The sequence below is a fragment of the Candidatus Defluviilinea proxima genome, assembly GCA_016721115.1.
GTDB lineage: Bacteria > Chloroflexota > Anaerolineae > Anaerolineales > Villigracilaceae > Defluviilinea > Defluviilinea proxima.
Map to the genome: position 1 here is coordinate 1123192 of JADKIW010000001.1, position 16797 is coordinate 1139988.

Here is a 16797-nt window from a genome sequence, read left to right on the forward strand (position 1 = left end):
ATCTTTTGGAGGAGAATATCCATGAATCTCGATATCAATAATCTTTCAGCAGTTATTGGTGTGTTGGGCGCGTACTTTGCGATCCTGCTTGTGTTATCGGTCAGTGTGGAAAGCATCCTTGAACCGTTTTCATTTTTCAAAGGCTTGCAAAAGCAGGCCAGCCCGGATGATGTGTTGAAGGTAGTGGAAGAATGGCTCCCGGAAGGTTCAGGAGAGGCCGCCAAGGTGGTTGCCATTCAGACCTTTGCTGAAAAGACAAATACCAACATGGAAGAAATAAATAAGATCGCCAAAGAAGTGAGTGCAAGCGCGATCAAGACATTGACAGAACTGGGCTACGAAGAACAGGTGAATGCTGCTCAGAAGGAGATCGCCATCAAGTTCTCCACATTGCGCGAACAGTATGCCTCCAGCCAGAAGCGACGCATCACGCTCCTGCGGTTTCTCTCGGCTGTGATCGGTATCATCATTGCCTTCGCCCTGCAACTCAACTCTTTCGAGATTCTTGGCTCGTTGTTCTCCGCAGAGATCATGAGGTCACTTTCCACGCCGGTTGGTCAATATGGCGGCATCATCCTGACTGGTCTCGCCGCCAGCGCGGGCAGTTCTTTCTGGCATGATATGATCGGTCGTGCTCGCAATATCAAGGATACGATCAAACAAGTGGAAGTTATGACCGGCGGTAATAACTCTTAACCATAGGTTTAAGATAAAAGAGCCGACCAAATTGGTCGGCTCTTTGTTTTCATCTACTCGTCATCGCCCGTGCCTGCGTTCCCCAGATCAGGGATGGCAGACTCGATCTCTTCGGGACTTTGGCCTGATTCTAATCTATCGACGACTTCATTGAACTCGGACGGTAACTCTTCTCCCATTTCTTTCCCCATCTTGCGCATCATTTTTCCCATCGCTTTGGGATCGTCCTCCAGACCTTCGAATCCGCTGAAATCGTCCGCCATGGATTCCATGCGGCTCTCCTCCGATTTGGCGATGCGGACCTTCGTCATGCGGCGGCGCACATCTTTGCTCTTGCAGTGTGTGCAGGAGACTTTCTTCTTGCCATACTCGGCAAAGGTCAGGAACACATCGAAGCGTTCGTTACAACTGTTACAGATAAAATCATACGTTGGCATGTATGTATTTTAACGGAAAAATTTATCCTTTGCGTAGTTGTCATGGTACTGGTTGCCAGATTGGACTGTAATGCAGAGAGACATTACCTATGGTCATGTGAAAAGGTTGATGTGAAGGGTTTTTCTGGGCATCTTTCACATTCACTATGTACATATCTGTCTTGCCGGCTGAAAACAGGTTAAATGCAATGTATTCATCATTGGATGACCAGACGAAATCTGGCGGTGCCCATAAGTTCATGGCATTTTTAGGGGCACTTTGAATATGAATCGGTGAATTCAATAACGGTATGATCCTCCCTTTCGAGTTCGCTAGGAATAGCCACTTGTCGCCATTGGGACAATAAGCACCAATCACTACATTCCCGTTGTATGATTGTTTGAAAGAAGAGTAACCTGTAACATAGTCGCCGGTATTGTCATCTACAACTCTTTCACATTTTTCAATGGGATTTATCGTTGTGGATGTGCCGTCTGAACGCACCCATTTATATTCAGGCGATGAGGAGATTACTGCAGAGCCTGAAAGGAAATAGGTTCCATCCCAATAGCCTCCCATTTGCGAATTTGCTGAAGCATTGACAATGAGGGAATTGTCGTTCAGGTTGGCTTCATAAGCTGTCCACTTATAATTTGAAGTGGTTCCATACCCTCTACCCAGCAGATAATCCCAATTGGAAGCGACAAACGAAATGGATTGACCGTCTCGAGACCAGGAATACCTACGTGGATAGAGGGTCTCATCGGAAGGCAGTGCCTTTGTAACGTTTGTGAGAGTACTCCCATTTGCGTCAGTGATATAGATGCGAGCCATATTATTTTCAATGGTGATAAAAGCAATATGTTTTCCGTCAGGTGACCAGGATGGGGATGCATACTTGCCCTTTTTATAGACGAGCGGTTTCTTGTTTTCTCCATCGGCATCTATCACATACAGCATTCCATCCTCATCGCCCGGAGCTACTTCGTAAAAGATCAGTTTGTTTCCATCTGGCGACCAAATATTCAGGCCCAAGTCATATGGTTCACCAATCCATTGATCGGCTTTATCTTTATTCTCATTTAGCAGGACAAGATCAGTACCATCCACATCCATTAGGAATATCTGCCGGAAACCGTTACGGTCGCTTTCAAAAGCGATTCGTTTGCCATCCGGTGACCAAGATGGGGAAACATCCTGTGCGGGGTTGTCGGTGATATTGGTTAGCCCACTGCCATCAGCATGCATTGTGAAAATATCTAAATTTCCATTCTTTGCGGATGATGTAAATGCTATAAGGCCGTCATAAAGCGGTGTTTGTGTTGTTTCTTCAACAACAATTTCCTCGGGAATCACTGGCTGCCAGGAGGGGCCATCAAAATAAACCGTCTCAATTTTCAAAGGTTGAATACTTGAGTCGCTGAGTGATTTTTCAAGATTTAGAATATATAAGTCGTTGAAGTTGGATGATTGCATAGTGACTGCAATAAATTTATCATCCGGTGACCATGTAATTTCGCTGAGTACATTCTCCTTTGCAAATATAGGTGAATTAAGAAGTTGCTTGGTCTCTGTTCCATTTGCATTTGCCCAATAAAACCAAAGGTCTCTGTTGGCACAATAGGACGCGGTCACCCAATTGCCTCCCGGTGATGGTTGTATAAAGGAGCCAGAGCGAGTTGTATCGGCCTGTTTGCAATTCTGGTATGGATTTAAAGTGCCGCTGATTTTGTCCATGTTCAACCAGTTGAAAACCCCACCCGAAGCAGTGATAACAGCAATGCCATCATGCCATTCATTCAAAAGGGAGTTTGTTGAATATTTCTTGTTGATTGAGCGATTGTCCATGCTGGCTTCATAAATGGCCCATTCAGGGTTTGTTGTCTGCCAAAAAGCTTCAAAGATTATGGCCTGTCCATCGGGTGACCAGGTAAAACCGTTGTCGGAAAACTGCTCGTTTTGTTTAAGGAATTCTGTCGCCCTCCATGGAACGCTTCCATCTGTGTTGGCAACATAGATTTCAGGCACAAAATCGTTTTCATTTGTGCTTTGTGAACCGTTGAGAATAAACCCGATATGACTCCCGTCCGGTGACCATGAAATACCGTTGAGCTGGATCTTGCCTGTGGCAATCGATCTCTTGTTTTTCCCGGTGATGCTTATTGAACTGAGTGTCCATGTGCCGTCGCTTGGATTTTGTTGCAGAAATAATAATTTACTTCCATCGGGTGACCATGGATTGGACCCACCATCATTAACATTCATGGGCAGTGAATAAGCATCTTCGTCATCGGTGATCTGAGTGATGTTGGAACCGTTGGCATCCATTACATACACCTGCGGAAGTCCTGAGCGGTTACTTTCAAATGCAATGTGCTTTCCGTCTGGCGACCAGAATGGTTTGCTATCATAAGCTGGATTGTTCGTGATATTGGTTAAACCACTTCCGTCAGCGTGAATTGTGTAGATCTCGGTGTTCCCATTTTCCATCTTTGTGAATGCAAGCAGACGTTTATTTGCGTTTTCGGAATTGACGGGCATATTGTTATCAGGGATGGCTGTCGAGTTTGACGCAACGGAAAAATTCCGTAATTGTGAGATCAAGATATTCATTCCAAATCCCAATACGATCAATGCGGCAATTCCTGCCAGCGCTCTTAACCCAAAACTGACTTTGTTCGACATTGCGATCCTCCGTGTTTGTGATTGGACATTTGTAATCACGTTTTGAGAAGGACCGTCTTGTGCATCCCAGCGTTCATGAAATTCGCTTTGCAGGCGCGTTGTCAGCGTGGAGAAGGATTCAGATTCGATGCGACAGGCTTCACATCCGGCAAGATGCGTTTCGAGGGCGAGGCGCTGGGCATCGTTAAGTAATCCATCCAGGTTCGCATGTATATAACGTCTGGCTTGTTTGTGCGAAAGTCCATTCATGATTGTTCCTCCTTCAACCACGCATGCAATCGTCTGCGCGCATGATTCAGGCGGGAGTGCACCGTTCCCACGGGGATGCCGAGCATTTGGGCAATTTCGTTCACTGGCAGGTCGTGATAGTAGCGCAGGATGACAGGGATGCGGTGTTTCTCATCCAGCGCGTGGACCGCGTGCCAGAGTGCAGAGTCTGCCTCGTGTTGGACCGCTTCAGCTTCAGGGCGGGGCTGGTCACTGCGGAAGACACTTTGCAACATCTGCTGTAGCCGCGCGCGGCTATTATTGCGTTGGTAGCGGGAACGGCTTACGTTGATGGTGATGCTGAACAGCCAGGTCTTGAGCGATGAATCGCCGCGAAATGAATCAAGCGAACGTAACGCAGCCAGGAAGACCTCCTGTGTTACGTCGTCAGCTTCATCGGGGTCGTCGAGGATGGAGAGCGCCAGCCGGTACACATCCTGTTGATGTGTTTGTACCAAGCGTTCGATAGCCAGAGAATCTCCCTCCCGACATTGCGCAAGCCATTGGCTGTCCATGACGGTCATTCTACAAGATTAGACATGACTCGGGTTGAAAACCTTCACGCCCATTTGCCCCAAAATGTTGGATTCTAGGTGTTTAAAGCTATATTTTGCGAGAGAGTAAAGAATGAATAACGTTTAAACGTGTGAACGTTCGAACGTTTCAACGTTGAAAATCTCGGTTATACTTCCGCACGCAACTATGACAGACCATATCCGTAACTTCTGTATTATCGCCCATGTAGACCATGGCAAATCCACGCTCGCTGACCGCTTGTTGCAACTGACAGGCACGATCTCTGAGCGCGACATGTCTGCGCAGATGCTTGACACGATGGACCTTGAACGCGAAAAAGGTGTCACGATCAAGGCATCTGCGGTGCGCATGTATTACACCGCCAAAGACAATCAAAAATACGAGATCAACCTGATCGACACACCGGGACACGTGGACTTCGGTTACGAAGTCAGCCGCGCGCTCAAGGCGTGTGAAGGCGCTGTCCTTGTGGTGGATGCTACGCAGGGTATCGAAGCGCAGACGCTCGCGAACCTTTATCAAGCGCTTGATGCCGACCTCACGATCATCCCCGTCATCAACAAGATCGACCTGCCCTCCGCCAAGCCCGATGAAGTAGCTGAAGATATTGGCGCGTTGCTGGGCATTGACCCCACCGAAGTGATCCAAGTCTCTGCCAAGGCGGGCATCAATATCGAGGCGATTCTCGAAGCCATTGTCACGCGCGTCCCGCCGCCTCAAGATGCAGACAGTGTCCCTTTGCGCGCGCTCATCTTCGACTCGCATTACGACTCGTACAAAGGCGTTATCGCCTACGTCCGTGTGGTTGAAGGCTCGCTCAAATCCACCGATATTTTGCGCATGTTCGCCACCAAAGTGGACATGCGTCCCGTTGAGATCGGCATCTTCGCGCCCGGCATGAAACCCGTGCAGGCATTAGGATCAGGGGAAGTGGGCTACATCGCAACAGGATTCAAGACCGTGCATGAGTGCCGCGTGGGCGATACGATCACAAGCGCATCGGCTCCCGCCTCGGACCCTCTGCCTGGGTACTTCCACCCCAAGCCTATGGTCTTCGCTGGTATCTATCCCGTTGAAGCTGACGATTATTCCACGCTGCGCGAGTCGCTCGATAAACTGCAACTCAACGATGCATCATTGACGTTCCAACCCGAAACATCACAAGCGTTGGGTTTTGGGTTCCGCGCGGGTTTCCTCGGTCTCTTCCACATGGAGATCATTCAGGAACGCATCGAGCGCGAATATAACCTCGACGTGTTGTTCACTGCTCCTTCTGTGGAATATCAAGTGCTGATGATCAACGATGAAGTCATCCCTGTGGACTCCCCTGCAGAGTTACCCGATGAATCGAAGATCGTTGAAGTGCGCGAACCATGGATGACGATCGAGATTATCACGCCTACCGATTATTACGGTCCCATTATGGAGATCGTCACCAAGCGGCGCGGTATTTTCAAGAAACAGGAATACCCTGCTCCACACCGTGTGCAACTTGATTTTGAAATTCCGCTGTCTGAAATTATCGTTGACTTTTTCGATGATCTGAAATCGCGCACCAAAGGCTATGCCTCGCTCGATTATCAATTCCTCGAATACCGCGTGGACGAATTGCAGAAGCTCGAGATCCTCGTCAATGGCGAACCGGTCGATGCGCTGGCAACAATCGTCCACAAGAAAGACGCGTTCCATAAGGGACAACGTCTCATCACGAAGCTGAAGGACTTGATCCCACGTCAACTATATGATGTGGCTGTCCAAGCCGCGGCGGGCGGACGAATCATCTCACGTGCAAACGTCAAAGCCACACGCAAAGATGTGTTGGCGAAATGTTATGGCGGCGATATCACGCGTAAAAAGAAATTGCTCGAGAAACAAAAGAAGGGCAAGAAACGTTTGAAGATGGTTGGCAATGTCGAGATCCCGCAGGAAGCATTCATGGCGGTCTTGAAATTGGATGATGAATAATTTTTTATATTTATTTGTAGGGAAGGGCAGCCGCCCTTCCCTACAAATAAAAGAGGAATCATTATGAAAGATTGGAAACGTTGGCTTCCCGGCACGCTTATCAGTGTTATTTTTATCGGCGTCTTTTTATATTTCGTCGACTTCGGCAAAATGGTCAATGCCATCCGCAATGCAAATTATGTTATGTTGGGAATCGCATTCGCCTTGGGCTTTATATGGATTGCCATCCGCGCACAGGTTTGGCGCGAACTGCTTCGTAATCGTGCATCTTATAGCGCAGTCTTCTGGACGGTTGGTGAAGGGTATTTTTTGAATAACTTCCTGCCGTTTCGCCTTGGTGAGATCGGGCGTGCCTTTCTCCTCAGCCGTAAATCTGATTTGAAATTTCTGGAGATATTGCCCACCATCGTCATCGAGCGTGTAGTGGATTTAGGCTTTACCGCCGTTGTTTTGCTTGCCTCCTTGCCGTACGTTGTAAAAGCAGAAGGGGCCGAACGCGCTGGGATAATCGTTGGCGTTGTAGTTGTGATCGGGCTTGTGCTCATGTACATTCTTGCCCGTAGCAACAAATGGGCGTTGGATATCTTTCACAAACTCAGCGCACGTTGGCCAGTCTTACAGCGTGTTGGAGGAAATTTCCTTGAATCGTTCTTTGCCGGTTTGAGCGTGCTTACTGATGGCTGGCTCTTCCTGCGCTTTATCTTTTGGATGGCTCTCAACTATGCTCTTGCCGTGGTCTCTTATTATTTCATCATACGCGCTTTCTTCCCTGATGCGACCCTTGTGTGGGCAATGTTTGGTTTGGGAGCGGCGGCATTGGGAAATGCGATCCCTGCCCTGCCCGGCGGAGTAGGCACGCTGGAAGGTGCCTTTGGTGGTGCGTTAATTATCTTGACGGGCAATCAGTCTGTTTCATTCGCAACCGCCTTGAGCGTTCGTTTATATAACTATATCAATAGCACAGTGATCGGCGGCATCGGTCTTGCACGCGAAGGACAGACGCTTTCGGGCGTGTACGAGCAACTCAAGAATTTGCGGGTCAAGCAACAGGAAGAGCCTGCCAAGTAATATCTATCCGATATTCTGCTCTCGCCGCCGTCCTCGGCGCCGAGGACGGCGGCGAGAGCGATTTTGTAATCCATGTTTCTGTTTTACGTGCCGTTCGTCCGCATACATCCCTATTTATCAACTCGACCGTTCTTGCTATACTTACCGCCATGCTTTTTGCATGGCGGTATTTTTCAGCTTGAAACAGTCTCTCTTACAGAGTACCTGAAAAATTTTGCAGTTGTCATTTCATTTGCGGGAACAATGTCTTTGTTGTACTCGTCGAAATGACAAAGTAACCCATATGAATCATAGGAGAAACCAATGACTCGAAACTACCTTGTCACCGGGGGGGCGGGATTTATCGGCTCGAACTACGTCCACAGACTGATCCAGCGGAATGAGCATGTGACCATCTTTGACAACTTGTCCCGGGCGGGTGCTCCGCGCAATGTGGCCTGGTTGAAAGAAAAGTTCGGGGACGACGCATTCGGGCTCATCGTTGGAGATGTGCGAAGCGCTGAAGATTTGCGGGAGGCGGCTTGGGACGCCGATATCATCGTTCATTTGGCGGGGCAGGTCGCAGTGACGACATCCGTAACAGACCCACGCAATGATTTCGAAGCGAACGCCTTGGGGACGTTCAATGCGCTCGAAGCCGCGCGTCTTTCAGGACGAAATCCCATTTTCGTTTATGCATCTACGAACAAAGTGTACGGAGGTATGGAGGATGTGGAGTTGTTCGAAGAAGCCACGCGTTGGCGCTACAAGGATTTGACGCACGGCTGTCCCGAAACGCAGCCGCTCGATTTCCATTCGCCATATGGATGCAGTAAAGGTACGGGCGATCAATACGTGCGCGATTATGCACGCATCTACGGTCTACGGTCCGTCGTCTTTCGTCAGTCGTGCATTTATGGGCCGCGCCAGTTCGGCATCGAGGATCAGGGCTGGGTGGCGTGGTTCGTCATCGCGGCAGTGACGGGACGTCCCATCACGATCTTTGGCGATGGCAAACAGGTGCGCGATGTGTTGAACGTGGACGATCTGTTGAACGCCTACGATGCGGCGGTGGAGAAGATCGATGTTGCCGCGGGCAAGGTCTACAACATGGGCGGCGGCGCGGAGAACGTGATGGCGGTATGGGCGGAGTTTGGTCCGATATTGGAGAAGTTGCTCGGTAAAAAGATCGAGACCGCGCACGGCGATTGGCGTCCCGGCGACCAGCGCGTGTTCTACGCCGATATCCGCAAAGCTGAACAGGAATTAGGCTGGAAACCGAAGATCGGTGTGAAGCAGGGAATTGAGTTGTTATTCAATTGGGTGAAAGAGAATCGGGAGTTGTTTTAGGGTTGATGGTCGTATAATGCTGTGCATAGGTATTTATACAGAACAATTCCGCATAATACCCCAAATTAGGATATTCCACAGAAAGTGTACGCGTAAGCCCTCGTACAAGGGTATTATACGGAAAGTTTCTGTGGAATACATAGCTGGGCGCTTTCAAAGGAAAGATTATGAACATTGAAGATGTGGAAAAAATAATTATCCAATGGGTAAAAGATGGCGCAAAAACCGAATACTCCAATTATGGATATGATGTTTATCTTCCAAATGTGATCAGATCACTGCTGGCTAAAGAAGGTATTGATGCAGAACGAGAGGGACAAATTCGAAAACGCGAGCTGTCGCCATACTTTTACGCAGCCGCTTGGGAACTTTGTCGCAGAGGGATTATCCGACCTGGCGTGAAAATAATGGGCGAACAGGCAACTGTTGATGGAAGCAGCGGAAACGGTTACTCAATTACGCCGTTTGGAAAACAATGGATTGATGAAGGTAATAGAGATGCCTTCATTCCTACTGAGCCAGGTCGCTTTGCTGAAATGCTTGCTCCGTATAAGCAAAGGTTTGGTCCAGGCTTTTATGAAAGAGCGCAGGAAGCGATACGGTGTTATGGAGCACATGCTTATTTAGCTTGCTGCGTTATGTGCGGAGCAGCTACAGAATCCATTCTTCTTGCATTGGCCATCGAGAAAAAGGATGATGAACAGAAAGTTATCATAGAATACTCTAGTGCTCGTGGCCGTAGCAAGATTGAGAATATTGTTGTTGGTCAGGTTAAAGAGAATATTCGCAATGAATTTCACGGTTATTTAGGTTTGCTCAAGTACTGGCGCGACGAGGCAGCACACGGTAAGTCATCTGATATTTCTGACAACGAAGCTTATACGTCGTTGGCTCTCTTGTTGCGTTTTGCTATGTTTGCACAGGACAATTGGAAGGAATTCATAAATAGCGGCTAACAATGCGTGCAGCGGATGGCGGGGATTCGGCGGCATTTTCAAGCATTTTTCTATGCCTCAGCATTTTTCCAGTCGGACGGCGCTCCACCGCCCGCCCCAGCGCGGGTAACGCAAACCGTTGGGCGTTTGAAACATCAAGGAAATATATGGCAAAAATAAATAATGCTATTCTTGTAGCAGGGGCATTACCCAATGGTTATCAAGAAGTCCTGTCTTGGAAAGTGACAGAAAAACCTATCCGCGCTATTTCTCTAAATATAGCTGGCTTATTCCTCTTTGTCATTTTTGGCTTAATTTTTTCCAGTATAGCCAGCAGTCTGGGAAAGTTGCCGTTGGAAAGCCATTTCAGTTTCGGTTTCGGCAAAATCAGTCTGGTTATCGCTGGGTGTCTGCTGACATTGGTATTACATGAATTAACACACGGTATGGCAATGCAGATATTTGGCGCAAAGCCAAGGTATGGCATTATCTGGAAAGGGTTGATGTTTTATGCCACTTCTCCCGAGTATGCTTATCATCGAAACAACTACGTAGTCATCGCGCTTGCGCCGCTAATTTCCATAAGCATCCTGGTCGTTCTGGGAATGTGGTTATTACAGGGAACGTTATGGGTTGTCTTGTTAGGAATATGTGGAACCATCAATGCGAGTGGAGCCGTGGGAGATATGTGGATAACAGGGATCGTCCTGCGTTATGCAAACACAGCCTATGTTATAGATGAACGAGAAGGAATACGATTGTTTTTACCGAAGTCCTGAATATGATTAGGATTAGCTTTTGGTCATTACCAACAGTTAAGTTATGTGTAAAATCTGATCGTGTTAGCAGTGGCGTCTTTCTTAGCCAGCGAGTCTGCTCAACAAAACGCCCACCGATGAACAGCAGTGTCAACCCCAAAGGGGTGCTTCGCGAGGCTAGGATGGAAAATGGATGGAGAAAGCCTGATGCCATGCAAAAGGCATTGGGTTTTTCTGTGCTCAAGCAGAGTCCAAGCACGGGCCAGCGGTACGAGTCCGCAAACCGTTGGGCGCTGAATTTGTAAAAATCAACCAGTTGGATTGTTTATGAAAGATGGTGAATTCGCTGATGTCGAGCTAAAACTGCCTGTAAATCAGGCAGTGAGATGGATAAGTATTTTTGGAATTCTGTTTTTTCTGTGGATGGCATTTCTGTCCAAATTGAACAATGAAGGAATCGGCTACATCATAGCCTTTATTGGTTGTAGTTTATTGCAAGTGTTCGGGGTCCTTTTGTCCTTTTCGACTATTCAGGTCAGTAGAAAATCCATTAGAGCAACTATACTCTACACAAAATACACAATTGATTGGGATGAAGTACAGACAATCGAAACCGACATTGCAAGCATACTGGAACTGGATGGGTTGAATGAAACCGATTGGGACTTTGGTAGCACAGTTGCATTTCTAGGCAACGAAAAGTGCTTCCCAGTGCAATTAGCAATGCTTGGAAAAGGAAAAGCAGCATTTCTGAAATTTCTTGAAGAAATAATCAACGAGCGTCAAATTGAAGTGAAACCATTATCAGCTGCATGGATGAGACACAAAAACACTAAAGTTAAAGCCTATGAATCCTAAAGAAGCGCCCACCGATGAATAGCAGTGTCAACCCCAAAGGGGTGCTTCGCGAGGGCTAGGGTAGAAAATGGATGGAGAAAGCCTGATGCCATGAAAAAGGCATTGAGTTTTTTCTGCTCCCAAGCAGAGTCCACGCCCGCAAACTGTTGGGCTGCCATCGATAAATTTCTGCTATGTGTCTGATCTTCAATATGTTAGATATGGAGGTTTACTATGAATAAGTCTCTGTTTGTGATTACTTCGCTGGTGTTGTTTGTTGTTGGCTTGTTGCTAATCCTTAATAGCGTTAGTTGGGGGCATGAAGCTGCAAATGGCTACCTTCAATCACAGGGCGGAAGTATGGATACAGCACAATTTGTCATCGTCCTGCAGGAATATATCAACACTTATAGATGGATTGGCGGCATATTGGCTGTCATAAGTGGGTTAGGTTTTATTAAGGCGATTGAGCTTAGGTAGCGTGGATTGGCAGGATTCGGGTTCCCCCTATTCCCAGGCAGAGTCCATTCACGGGCTGGCGTAATTATTTCTTCCCGTAAAACAACGCATCCAATATTCCTAATATAAAATCTACGATCGTGTTTTCCAATCCGCGGACCATGAATACAGCCATTGTTATCTGAGTTTTTACAAATAGAAAGGGCATTCAATGGAGATCACAGAAACGGACTATGAAGAGATCAACAGAGCTCTCATAGATCTCGATTCGTTTTATAAGAAAACTTCCGAATTTTCTGATGACATCATAGAGAAGGCCAGATATATTTGCTACGATGCCTGTGATCGTCCCGAATTTTTCGAAAACGGATTCAATATGGATGCTGGATTGAAGGCTGTCGAGATATATGTCCGTGAGAAATATCCGTGGCTGACGGAACACGCCGTTTGGATGGTACGTCACTATTGCATGATGAACATGAAATAGATAAGTCCCCGCTCCTTATATTTTCCACATCCTAAAGTACAGAGCCAGTTAATATCATTTGCGCCTGACGTTGGAACATCTGCATTTTATAGATACGTCTCTGTATCACAAGGCCACTTGACGAGATAATGTAAACTGTTGGGGTTTTGATATACTGTAATAATGGACATCGAGTTTAGTGGCAAAATTTGGTATTGGCGTGGCCCTGCTCCGTGGTACTTTGTCACTGTTCCAGCGAAGCAAAGCCGCGAATTGAAAGCCATATTGCGTCTGGTGACGTATGGATGGGGGATGATCCCGGTGGATGCTCGGATCGGCAAAACCAACTGGAAAACTTCCATGTTCCCTAAAAATGACCGCTACATTGTCCCTATAAAAGCAAGTGTTCGAAAAGCAGAAGATCTTGAAGTGGGTAACAAAGTGACCGTATGGATCGAAATTCATTGACCGACCTATGAATTCCGAATGAAGTGCATTCAGAAGTGATACGTCCGCTTGTAAAAGATGGACCTTGACCTCACTGGAAGTAAAACTAAAATGTTATACAGATACCTATAACAATCGGAAAGAACAAAATATGAGCCAATACAACCGCACTACAAGAGAATGTACTGTAAATCAATTACGCCCCGAGTTATTCCTGGCGGTTCGAAATTATTTTCAGGAAAATAAACTGGGCGATCTGGAAGCAACTCCCATTCTATGCTACGAAACTACATCCAGAAAAAAAGCTACTAACAAGTTGATTTCCTGGATGAATGATGGAATGGATACAACGATCTACATGGGGGTGCTTTTTACGCCCGATTGGCTGATTTGGGTACGAAGCGGAGATAAATCTGGTGTTCAGTTGTCTTCCGCTGACCTGAAACAAATTGCAGTGAGAATATATATTTCCCTGCTCGCGAAAGAATATGGATTGGAAATTTCAGGGCACATTGAAGGTTCTAAAGGCATGATGCGAGGGGTCATAGCGATGGAGTCGTCATCCATTGCGCAGAAGTTTTGCGATGAATTAAATAAAGCGATCGACAAGGTGAATCCGCCTGCCCAAAAAGGTCTGTCCAAGTGGTGGGGTGGGATACCCAGGTAAGCAGGTATGGAATGGACCGTATCCTTTTTGTCAGACCAGCAGATCGTAGTTATACAAACACAAGGTGTCGCGGATGAGACAGATTCCCTCAAGATGGCTAAAAGCATCGCGGAAACGATGGCTGAATATAACGCAGAGCGATGTCTGATCGATCACAGTGCAATTCATTCGGTCACAGGCGCCGTAGTTAAAATATATTATCGTCCGCAGGAATTACGTGAAGTTGGTATTCCTTCCAAAGTCAGGATAGCCGAAGCCGTGTTGCCAGCTCATAAAGCGTACTTTGATTTTTTTGAAACGGTCTGCCGCAATCGTGGCTTTGACTTCCGTATTTTCAATGAGAGGGAATCGGCTATTCAGTGGTTGGTGAGCTGAACTGCAGACAAAGCATCGTTTTGATCTCCTTATCAAGGGGGGAGATGTTGAATTAGAACAAATATGCTAAAATATCTCTTGTTTCATACTAACCGAAAAGGAGATAACCATGGCTGAGCTAAAGACTAAAAAGACCGAAGCAAGTGTGGATGACTTCCTAGGCCGCCTCCCGAGCGAAGAAACAAGAAAAGACTGTCTCGAGATCGCCAAGATCATGAAACAGGCGACCAAGGAAGAACCAAAGATGTGGGGTCCCAGCATTATTGGATTCGGCACCACTCACCTCAAATATGCAAGCGGCCGCGAATTGGATTGGATGGTGATCGGCTTCTCCCCTCGCAAACAAAACTTAACCTTATACATACCGGGCAGTTTGGATACCTACGCCGATCTTTTTGAAAAACTAGGTAAACATAAAACAGGCGGCGGATGTTTGTATATCAAGACATTGAAAGATGTAGACACCAAAGTCTTGAAAGAGTTGATCCAGCGCTCTGTGAAGACAGTGGCTCAAAAATAAACCTGTGTCGCGCCGGTAACCAAACTTGGAAAACAGTTTATGACGATCGATGTTTCAAAACTTTGGGATTTCGGCAATCCTGAGCTGAGCGAACAACGCTTCCGCTCTGCGCTCGCTACTGCCTCTGCCGAAGATGCCCTGATCCTTCAAACACAGATCGCGCGGACCTATGGAATCCGCCGCGATTTTTCTCGTGCCCAACAGGTCCTAGCCGAGATCGAGCCGCAAATTCAGAATGCCAGTGCTGAGGCGAAAGTTCGTTATTTCCTCGAACTCGGGCGGACCTTCGCCTCAGCTACCCATCCTCCAGAATCACAGACCAACGAAGCGAAGGAATCGGCGCGCTCCGCTTACATGCATGCTTTCGAACTCGCGCAAACTGCAAAACTCGACGGTCTGGCCATTGATGCGCTACACATGATGACCGTTGTAGATACTGCACCCGAAGAACAGGTGAAGTGGAATCGCAAAGCGATTGAGCTCATGCAGTCATCGTCACAGCCTGAAGCAAAAAAATGGGAAGGCTCCCTTCACAACAACATGGGATATGCACTGCATCTTCTTGGCAGGTATGATGAAGCGCTTGAAGAATTCAAGCTGGCGCTTGCATCACATGAACGGGACGGGAGTCCGCAAACAATTCGCATTGCCCATTGGATGATCGCGTGGACACTTCGTTCTCTCGGTCAATGGAACGAAGCACTTGCAATCCAATTACGACTCGAAAAAGAATGTGATGAGGCCGGGGAACCTGATCCATATGTTTTTGAAGAGCTTGAGTTGATCTATCGAGCGCTCAATGATGGAGAACGCGCTGATCTTTATGCGGCGCGTCATAAAGCATCTTTGTAATATTCACTTAACGGGGGAATACGATCATCTTATCAGGATACATTTTTGATTTTGATTATTTTCTATTCACTCATATAATATGTTTGGGTTCATTCATCACATATAAAGGACTAAAAAGCTTTTATGGAAATGTTGAAATTTCTCAATTCTGCTTTGGCTTTTTTTCTTGAGCTTGCCATGTTGATCGCTTTTGGGTATTGGGGCTTTCATGGCGAAAGAAGCGTTTGGTTGAAATGGCTTTTAGGGATCGGCATCCCTGTGTTGACTGCTGTCATTTGGGGCTACTTCTTCGCTCCAAATTCGGCACATCGTTTGAATATGATCGCTGGGGCCTTGCTCTCGTCGCTCTTGTTCTTGATCGCCGCGGCGGCCTTATATCAAATTGGTCATACGGTTTTGGTTTTGACCATGACAGTGATCGTCATTATTAATCGAGTTCTGATGCTGATTTGGAAACAATGGTAATTTTTCAAATCAGCATCAGGGGATTACTTCACTTCAGATCGGAGGCATCATGTTTCGGAAATATACACTCGTTAGCTTTGTGCTGATATCCCTGCTCCTCGCCTCATGCGGACCTCAAAATTTGGTCACAGCGACTTCAACTGTATCCTCCGCCCCAGCTTTGACTCTGACTTCAACCCCGAATGTGACTCCAACCTTGCCGTCTGTCACTCTCGCTGGGACGGAATTGAGAAGTATTCAATCCAAGAATACCGGTCGCGATTACGATATTTACATTCTGCTCCCGGCCGATTATGCACAGAGACAAGGGAAGACATATCCTGTGCTGTATGTACTCGATGGACAGTGGGACTTTAAATTGTACGACTCCATTTACGGTGGTCTGCATTACGATGCATTTGTACCCGATATGATCATCGTGGGGATCACGTACTCCGGCGCAAACCCAGACTACGAAGGTTTGCGCGCCATGGATTTTACGCCTGTGCCGGCAGGCTATCATCCTGGTTCCGGTGATGCGCCCAAGTTCCTGTCCTTCATCAAAGATGAACTTACTCCTTTGATCGAATCGAACTATCGTGTGGACCCATCCCGCAGGATATTGACGGGTAGTTCATACGCCGGGTTGTTCACACTGTATGCCCTGTTCTCTGACCCCAGCTTTTTCAGCGGATACATATCTGCCAGCCCGGCTGTGACGTATGGAAGCTTTGTGATACGTGACTTGGAAGAGGCATATTTTGCACAGCATCAAGACCTGCCCGTCAGGTTGTTTGTTTCTGTTGGTGGGATCGAGGATTTGAATCAACCCGTGCAGGATTTTGTGCAGATCATTCAGGGACGCAACTACAGTGACCTCATTATGGAATCACGGGTGATCGAAGGCGAACGACATGCAGGCAACAAACCAGAAGCCTTTAACCGCGGGTTGAGATTTATTTTTCAATCAAAGTGATCGGTAGGGTAAAAGAGCAAAGCGTTGTTAAACCTGTCCGTTTGGGCAGGTTTTTAACTATATGGATGGTGAATGCAAATTTGCAAAATAAGGCGTA

The 16797-nt window shown here is 47.1% G+C and carries 19 protein-coding genes; 16 read left to right on the forward strand and 3 right to left on the reverse strand.

The features are described 5' to 3' along the window. The first annotated feature begins 21 nt into the window (after window positions 1–21). The gene (locus IPP66_05370) at window positions 22–696 is read left to right on the forward strand and encodes a hypothetical protein (protein MBK9924707.1); all 675 of its coding nucleotides are present in this window, start codon (window positions 22–24) and stop codon (window positions 694–696) included. A gap of 53 nt (window positions 697–749) precedes the next feature. On the opposite strand, the gene IPP66_05375 is transcribed toward IPP66_05370, so the two are convergent. The 3 genes from IPP66_05375 to IPP66_05385 are packed head-to-tail and all read right to left on the reverse strand — an operon-like array spanning window position 750 to window position 4580. Then, on the reverse strand, window positions 750–1133 hold the full coding sequence (locus IPP66_05375; GenBank protein MBK9924708.1) for a zinc ribbon domain-containing protein: 384 nt from the start codon (window positions 1131–1133) through the stop codon (window positions 750–752). 40 nt (window positions 1134–1173) lie between these two features. Continuing rightward, complete coding sequence (locus IPP66_05380) at window positions 1174–4047, reverse strand: PD40 domain-containing protein (GenBank protein ID MBK9924709.1); 2874 nt, start codon at window positions 4045–4047, stop codon at window positions 1174–1176. After that, a complete protein-coding gene (locus IPP66_05385) occupies window positions 4044–4580 on the reverse strand; it encodes a sigma-70 family RNA polymerase sigma factor (GenBank protein MBK9924710.1) in 537 nt (178 codons plus the stop codon). The genes IPP66_05380 and IPP66_05385 overlap by 4 nt, the downstream gene beginning before the upstream one ends. A 187-nt stretch (window positions 4581–4767) precedes the next feature. Here IPP66_05385 and lepA point away from each other — a divergent pair, with 187 nt between their 5' ends. The 15 genes from lepA to IPP66_05460 all read left to right on the forward strand — a co-directional run bounded on the left by lepA (window position 4768) and on the right by IPP66_05460 (window position 16700). After that, window positions 4768–6567: an elongation factor 4 gene (gene lepA, locus IPP66_05390; protein ID MBK9924711.1), complete on the forward strand. Its 1800-nt coding sequence runs from the start codon at window positions 4768–4770 to the stop codon at window positions 6565–6567. 63 nt (window positions 6568–6630) lie between these two features. Beyond that, entirely contained in the window at window positions 6631–7635 is a 1005-nt protein-coding gene (locus IPP66_05395) for a flippase-like domain-containing protein (GenBank protein MBK9924712.1), read from the forward strand. Window positions 7636–7938: 303 nt separating this feature from the next. After that, window positions 7939–8964: a GDP-mannose 4,6-dehydratase gene (locus IPP66_05400; protein MBK9924713.1), complete on the forward strand. Its 1026-nt coding sequence runs from the start codon at window positions 7939–7941 to the stop codon at window positions 8962–8964. A 167-nt stretch (window positions 8965–9131) separates the two neighbouring features. Next, the gene (locus IPP66_05405) at window positions 9132–9920 is read left to right on the forward strand and encodes a hypothetical protein (GenBank protein MBK9924714.1); all 789 of its coding nucleotides are present in this window, start codon (window positions 9132–9134) and stop codon (window positions 9918–9920) included. A 146-nt stretch (window positions 9921–10066) separates the two neighbouring features. Then, the gene (locus tag IPP66_05410) at window positions 10067–10678 is read left to right on the forward strand and encodes a DUF3267 domain-containing protein (protein ID MBK9924715.1); all 612 of its coding nucleotides are present in this window, start codon (window positions 10067–10069) and stop codon (window positions 10676–10678) included. A 306-nt stretch (window positions 10679–10984) separates the two neighbouring features. Beyond that, on the forward strand, window positions 10985–11515 hold the full coding sequence (locus IPP66_05415; protein MBK9924716.1) for a hypothetical protein: 531 nt from the start codon (window positions 10985–10987) through the stop codon (window positions 11513–11515). Between the two features lie 213 nt (window positions 11516–11728). After that, window positions 11729–11974, forward strand: a complete 246-nt coding sequence (locus IPP66_05420; protein MBK9924717.1) for a hypothetical protein — start codon at window positions 11729–11731, stop codon at window positions 11972–11974. A gap of 190 nt (window positions 11975–12164) precedes the next feature. Beyond that, window positions 12165–12440, forward strand: coding sequence for a hypothetical protein (locus IPP66_05425; GenBank protein ID MBK9924718.1), 276 nt, complete (start codon window positions 12165–12167; stop codon window positions 12438–12440). Between the two features lie 162 nt (window positions 12441–12602). After that, window positions 12603–12887: a DUF1905 domain-containing protein gene (locus IPP66_05430; protein ID MBK9924719.1), complete on the forward strand. Its 285-nt coding sequence runs from the start codon at window positions 12603–12605 to the stop codon at window positions 12885–12887. 130 nt (window positions 12888–13017) lie between these two features. Further along, window positions 13018–13533, forward strand: coding sequence for a hypothetical protein (locus IPP66_05435; GenBank protein MBK9924720.1), 516 nt, complete (start codon window positions 13018–13020; stop codon window positions 13531–13533). Between the two features lie 6 nt (window positions 13534–13539). After that, window positions 13540–13908: a hypothetical protein gene (locus IPP66_05440; GenBank protein ID MBK9924721.1), complete on the forward strand. Its 369-nt coding sequence runs from the start codon at window positions 13540–13542 to the stop codon at window positions 13906–13908. A 109-nt stretch (window positions 13909–14017) separates the two neighbouring features. Next, window positions 14018–14428 (forward strand): DUF1801 domain-containing protein, encoded by a 411-nt coding sequence (locus IPP66_05445; GenBank protein ID MBK9924722.1) that lies wholly within the window; start codon window positions 14018–14020, stop codon window positions 14426–14428. 39 nt (window positions 14429–14467) lie between these two features. Continuing rightward, a complete protein-coding gene (locus tag IPP66_05450) occupies window positions 14468–15280 on the forward strand; it encodes a tetratricopeptide repeat protein (protein MBK9924723.1) in 813 nt (270 codons plus the stop codon). Between the two features lie 123 nt (window positions 15281–15403). Next, complete coding sequence (locus IPP66_05455; GenBank protein ID MBK9924724.1) at window positions 15404–15745, forward strand: YrdB family protein; 342 nt, start codon at window positions 15404–15406, stop codon at window positions 15743–15745. 49 nt (window positions 15746–15794) lie between these two features. Further along, the gene (locus IPP66_05460; protein ID MBK9924725.1) at window positions 15795–16700 is read left to right on the forward strand and encodes an alpha/beta hydrolase; all 906 of its coding nucleotides are present in this window, start codon (window positions 15795–15797) and stop codon (window positions 16698–16700) included. Window positions 16701–16797: the final 97 nt, after the last annotated feature.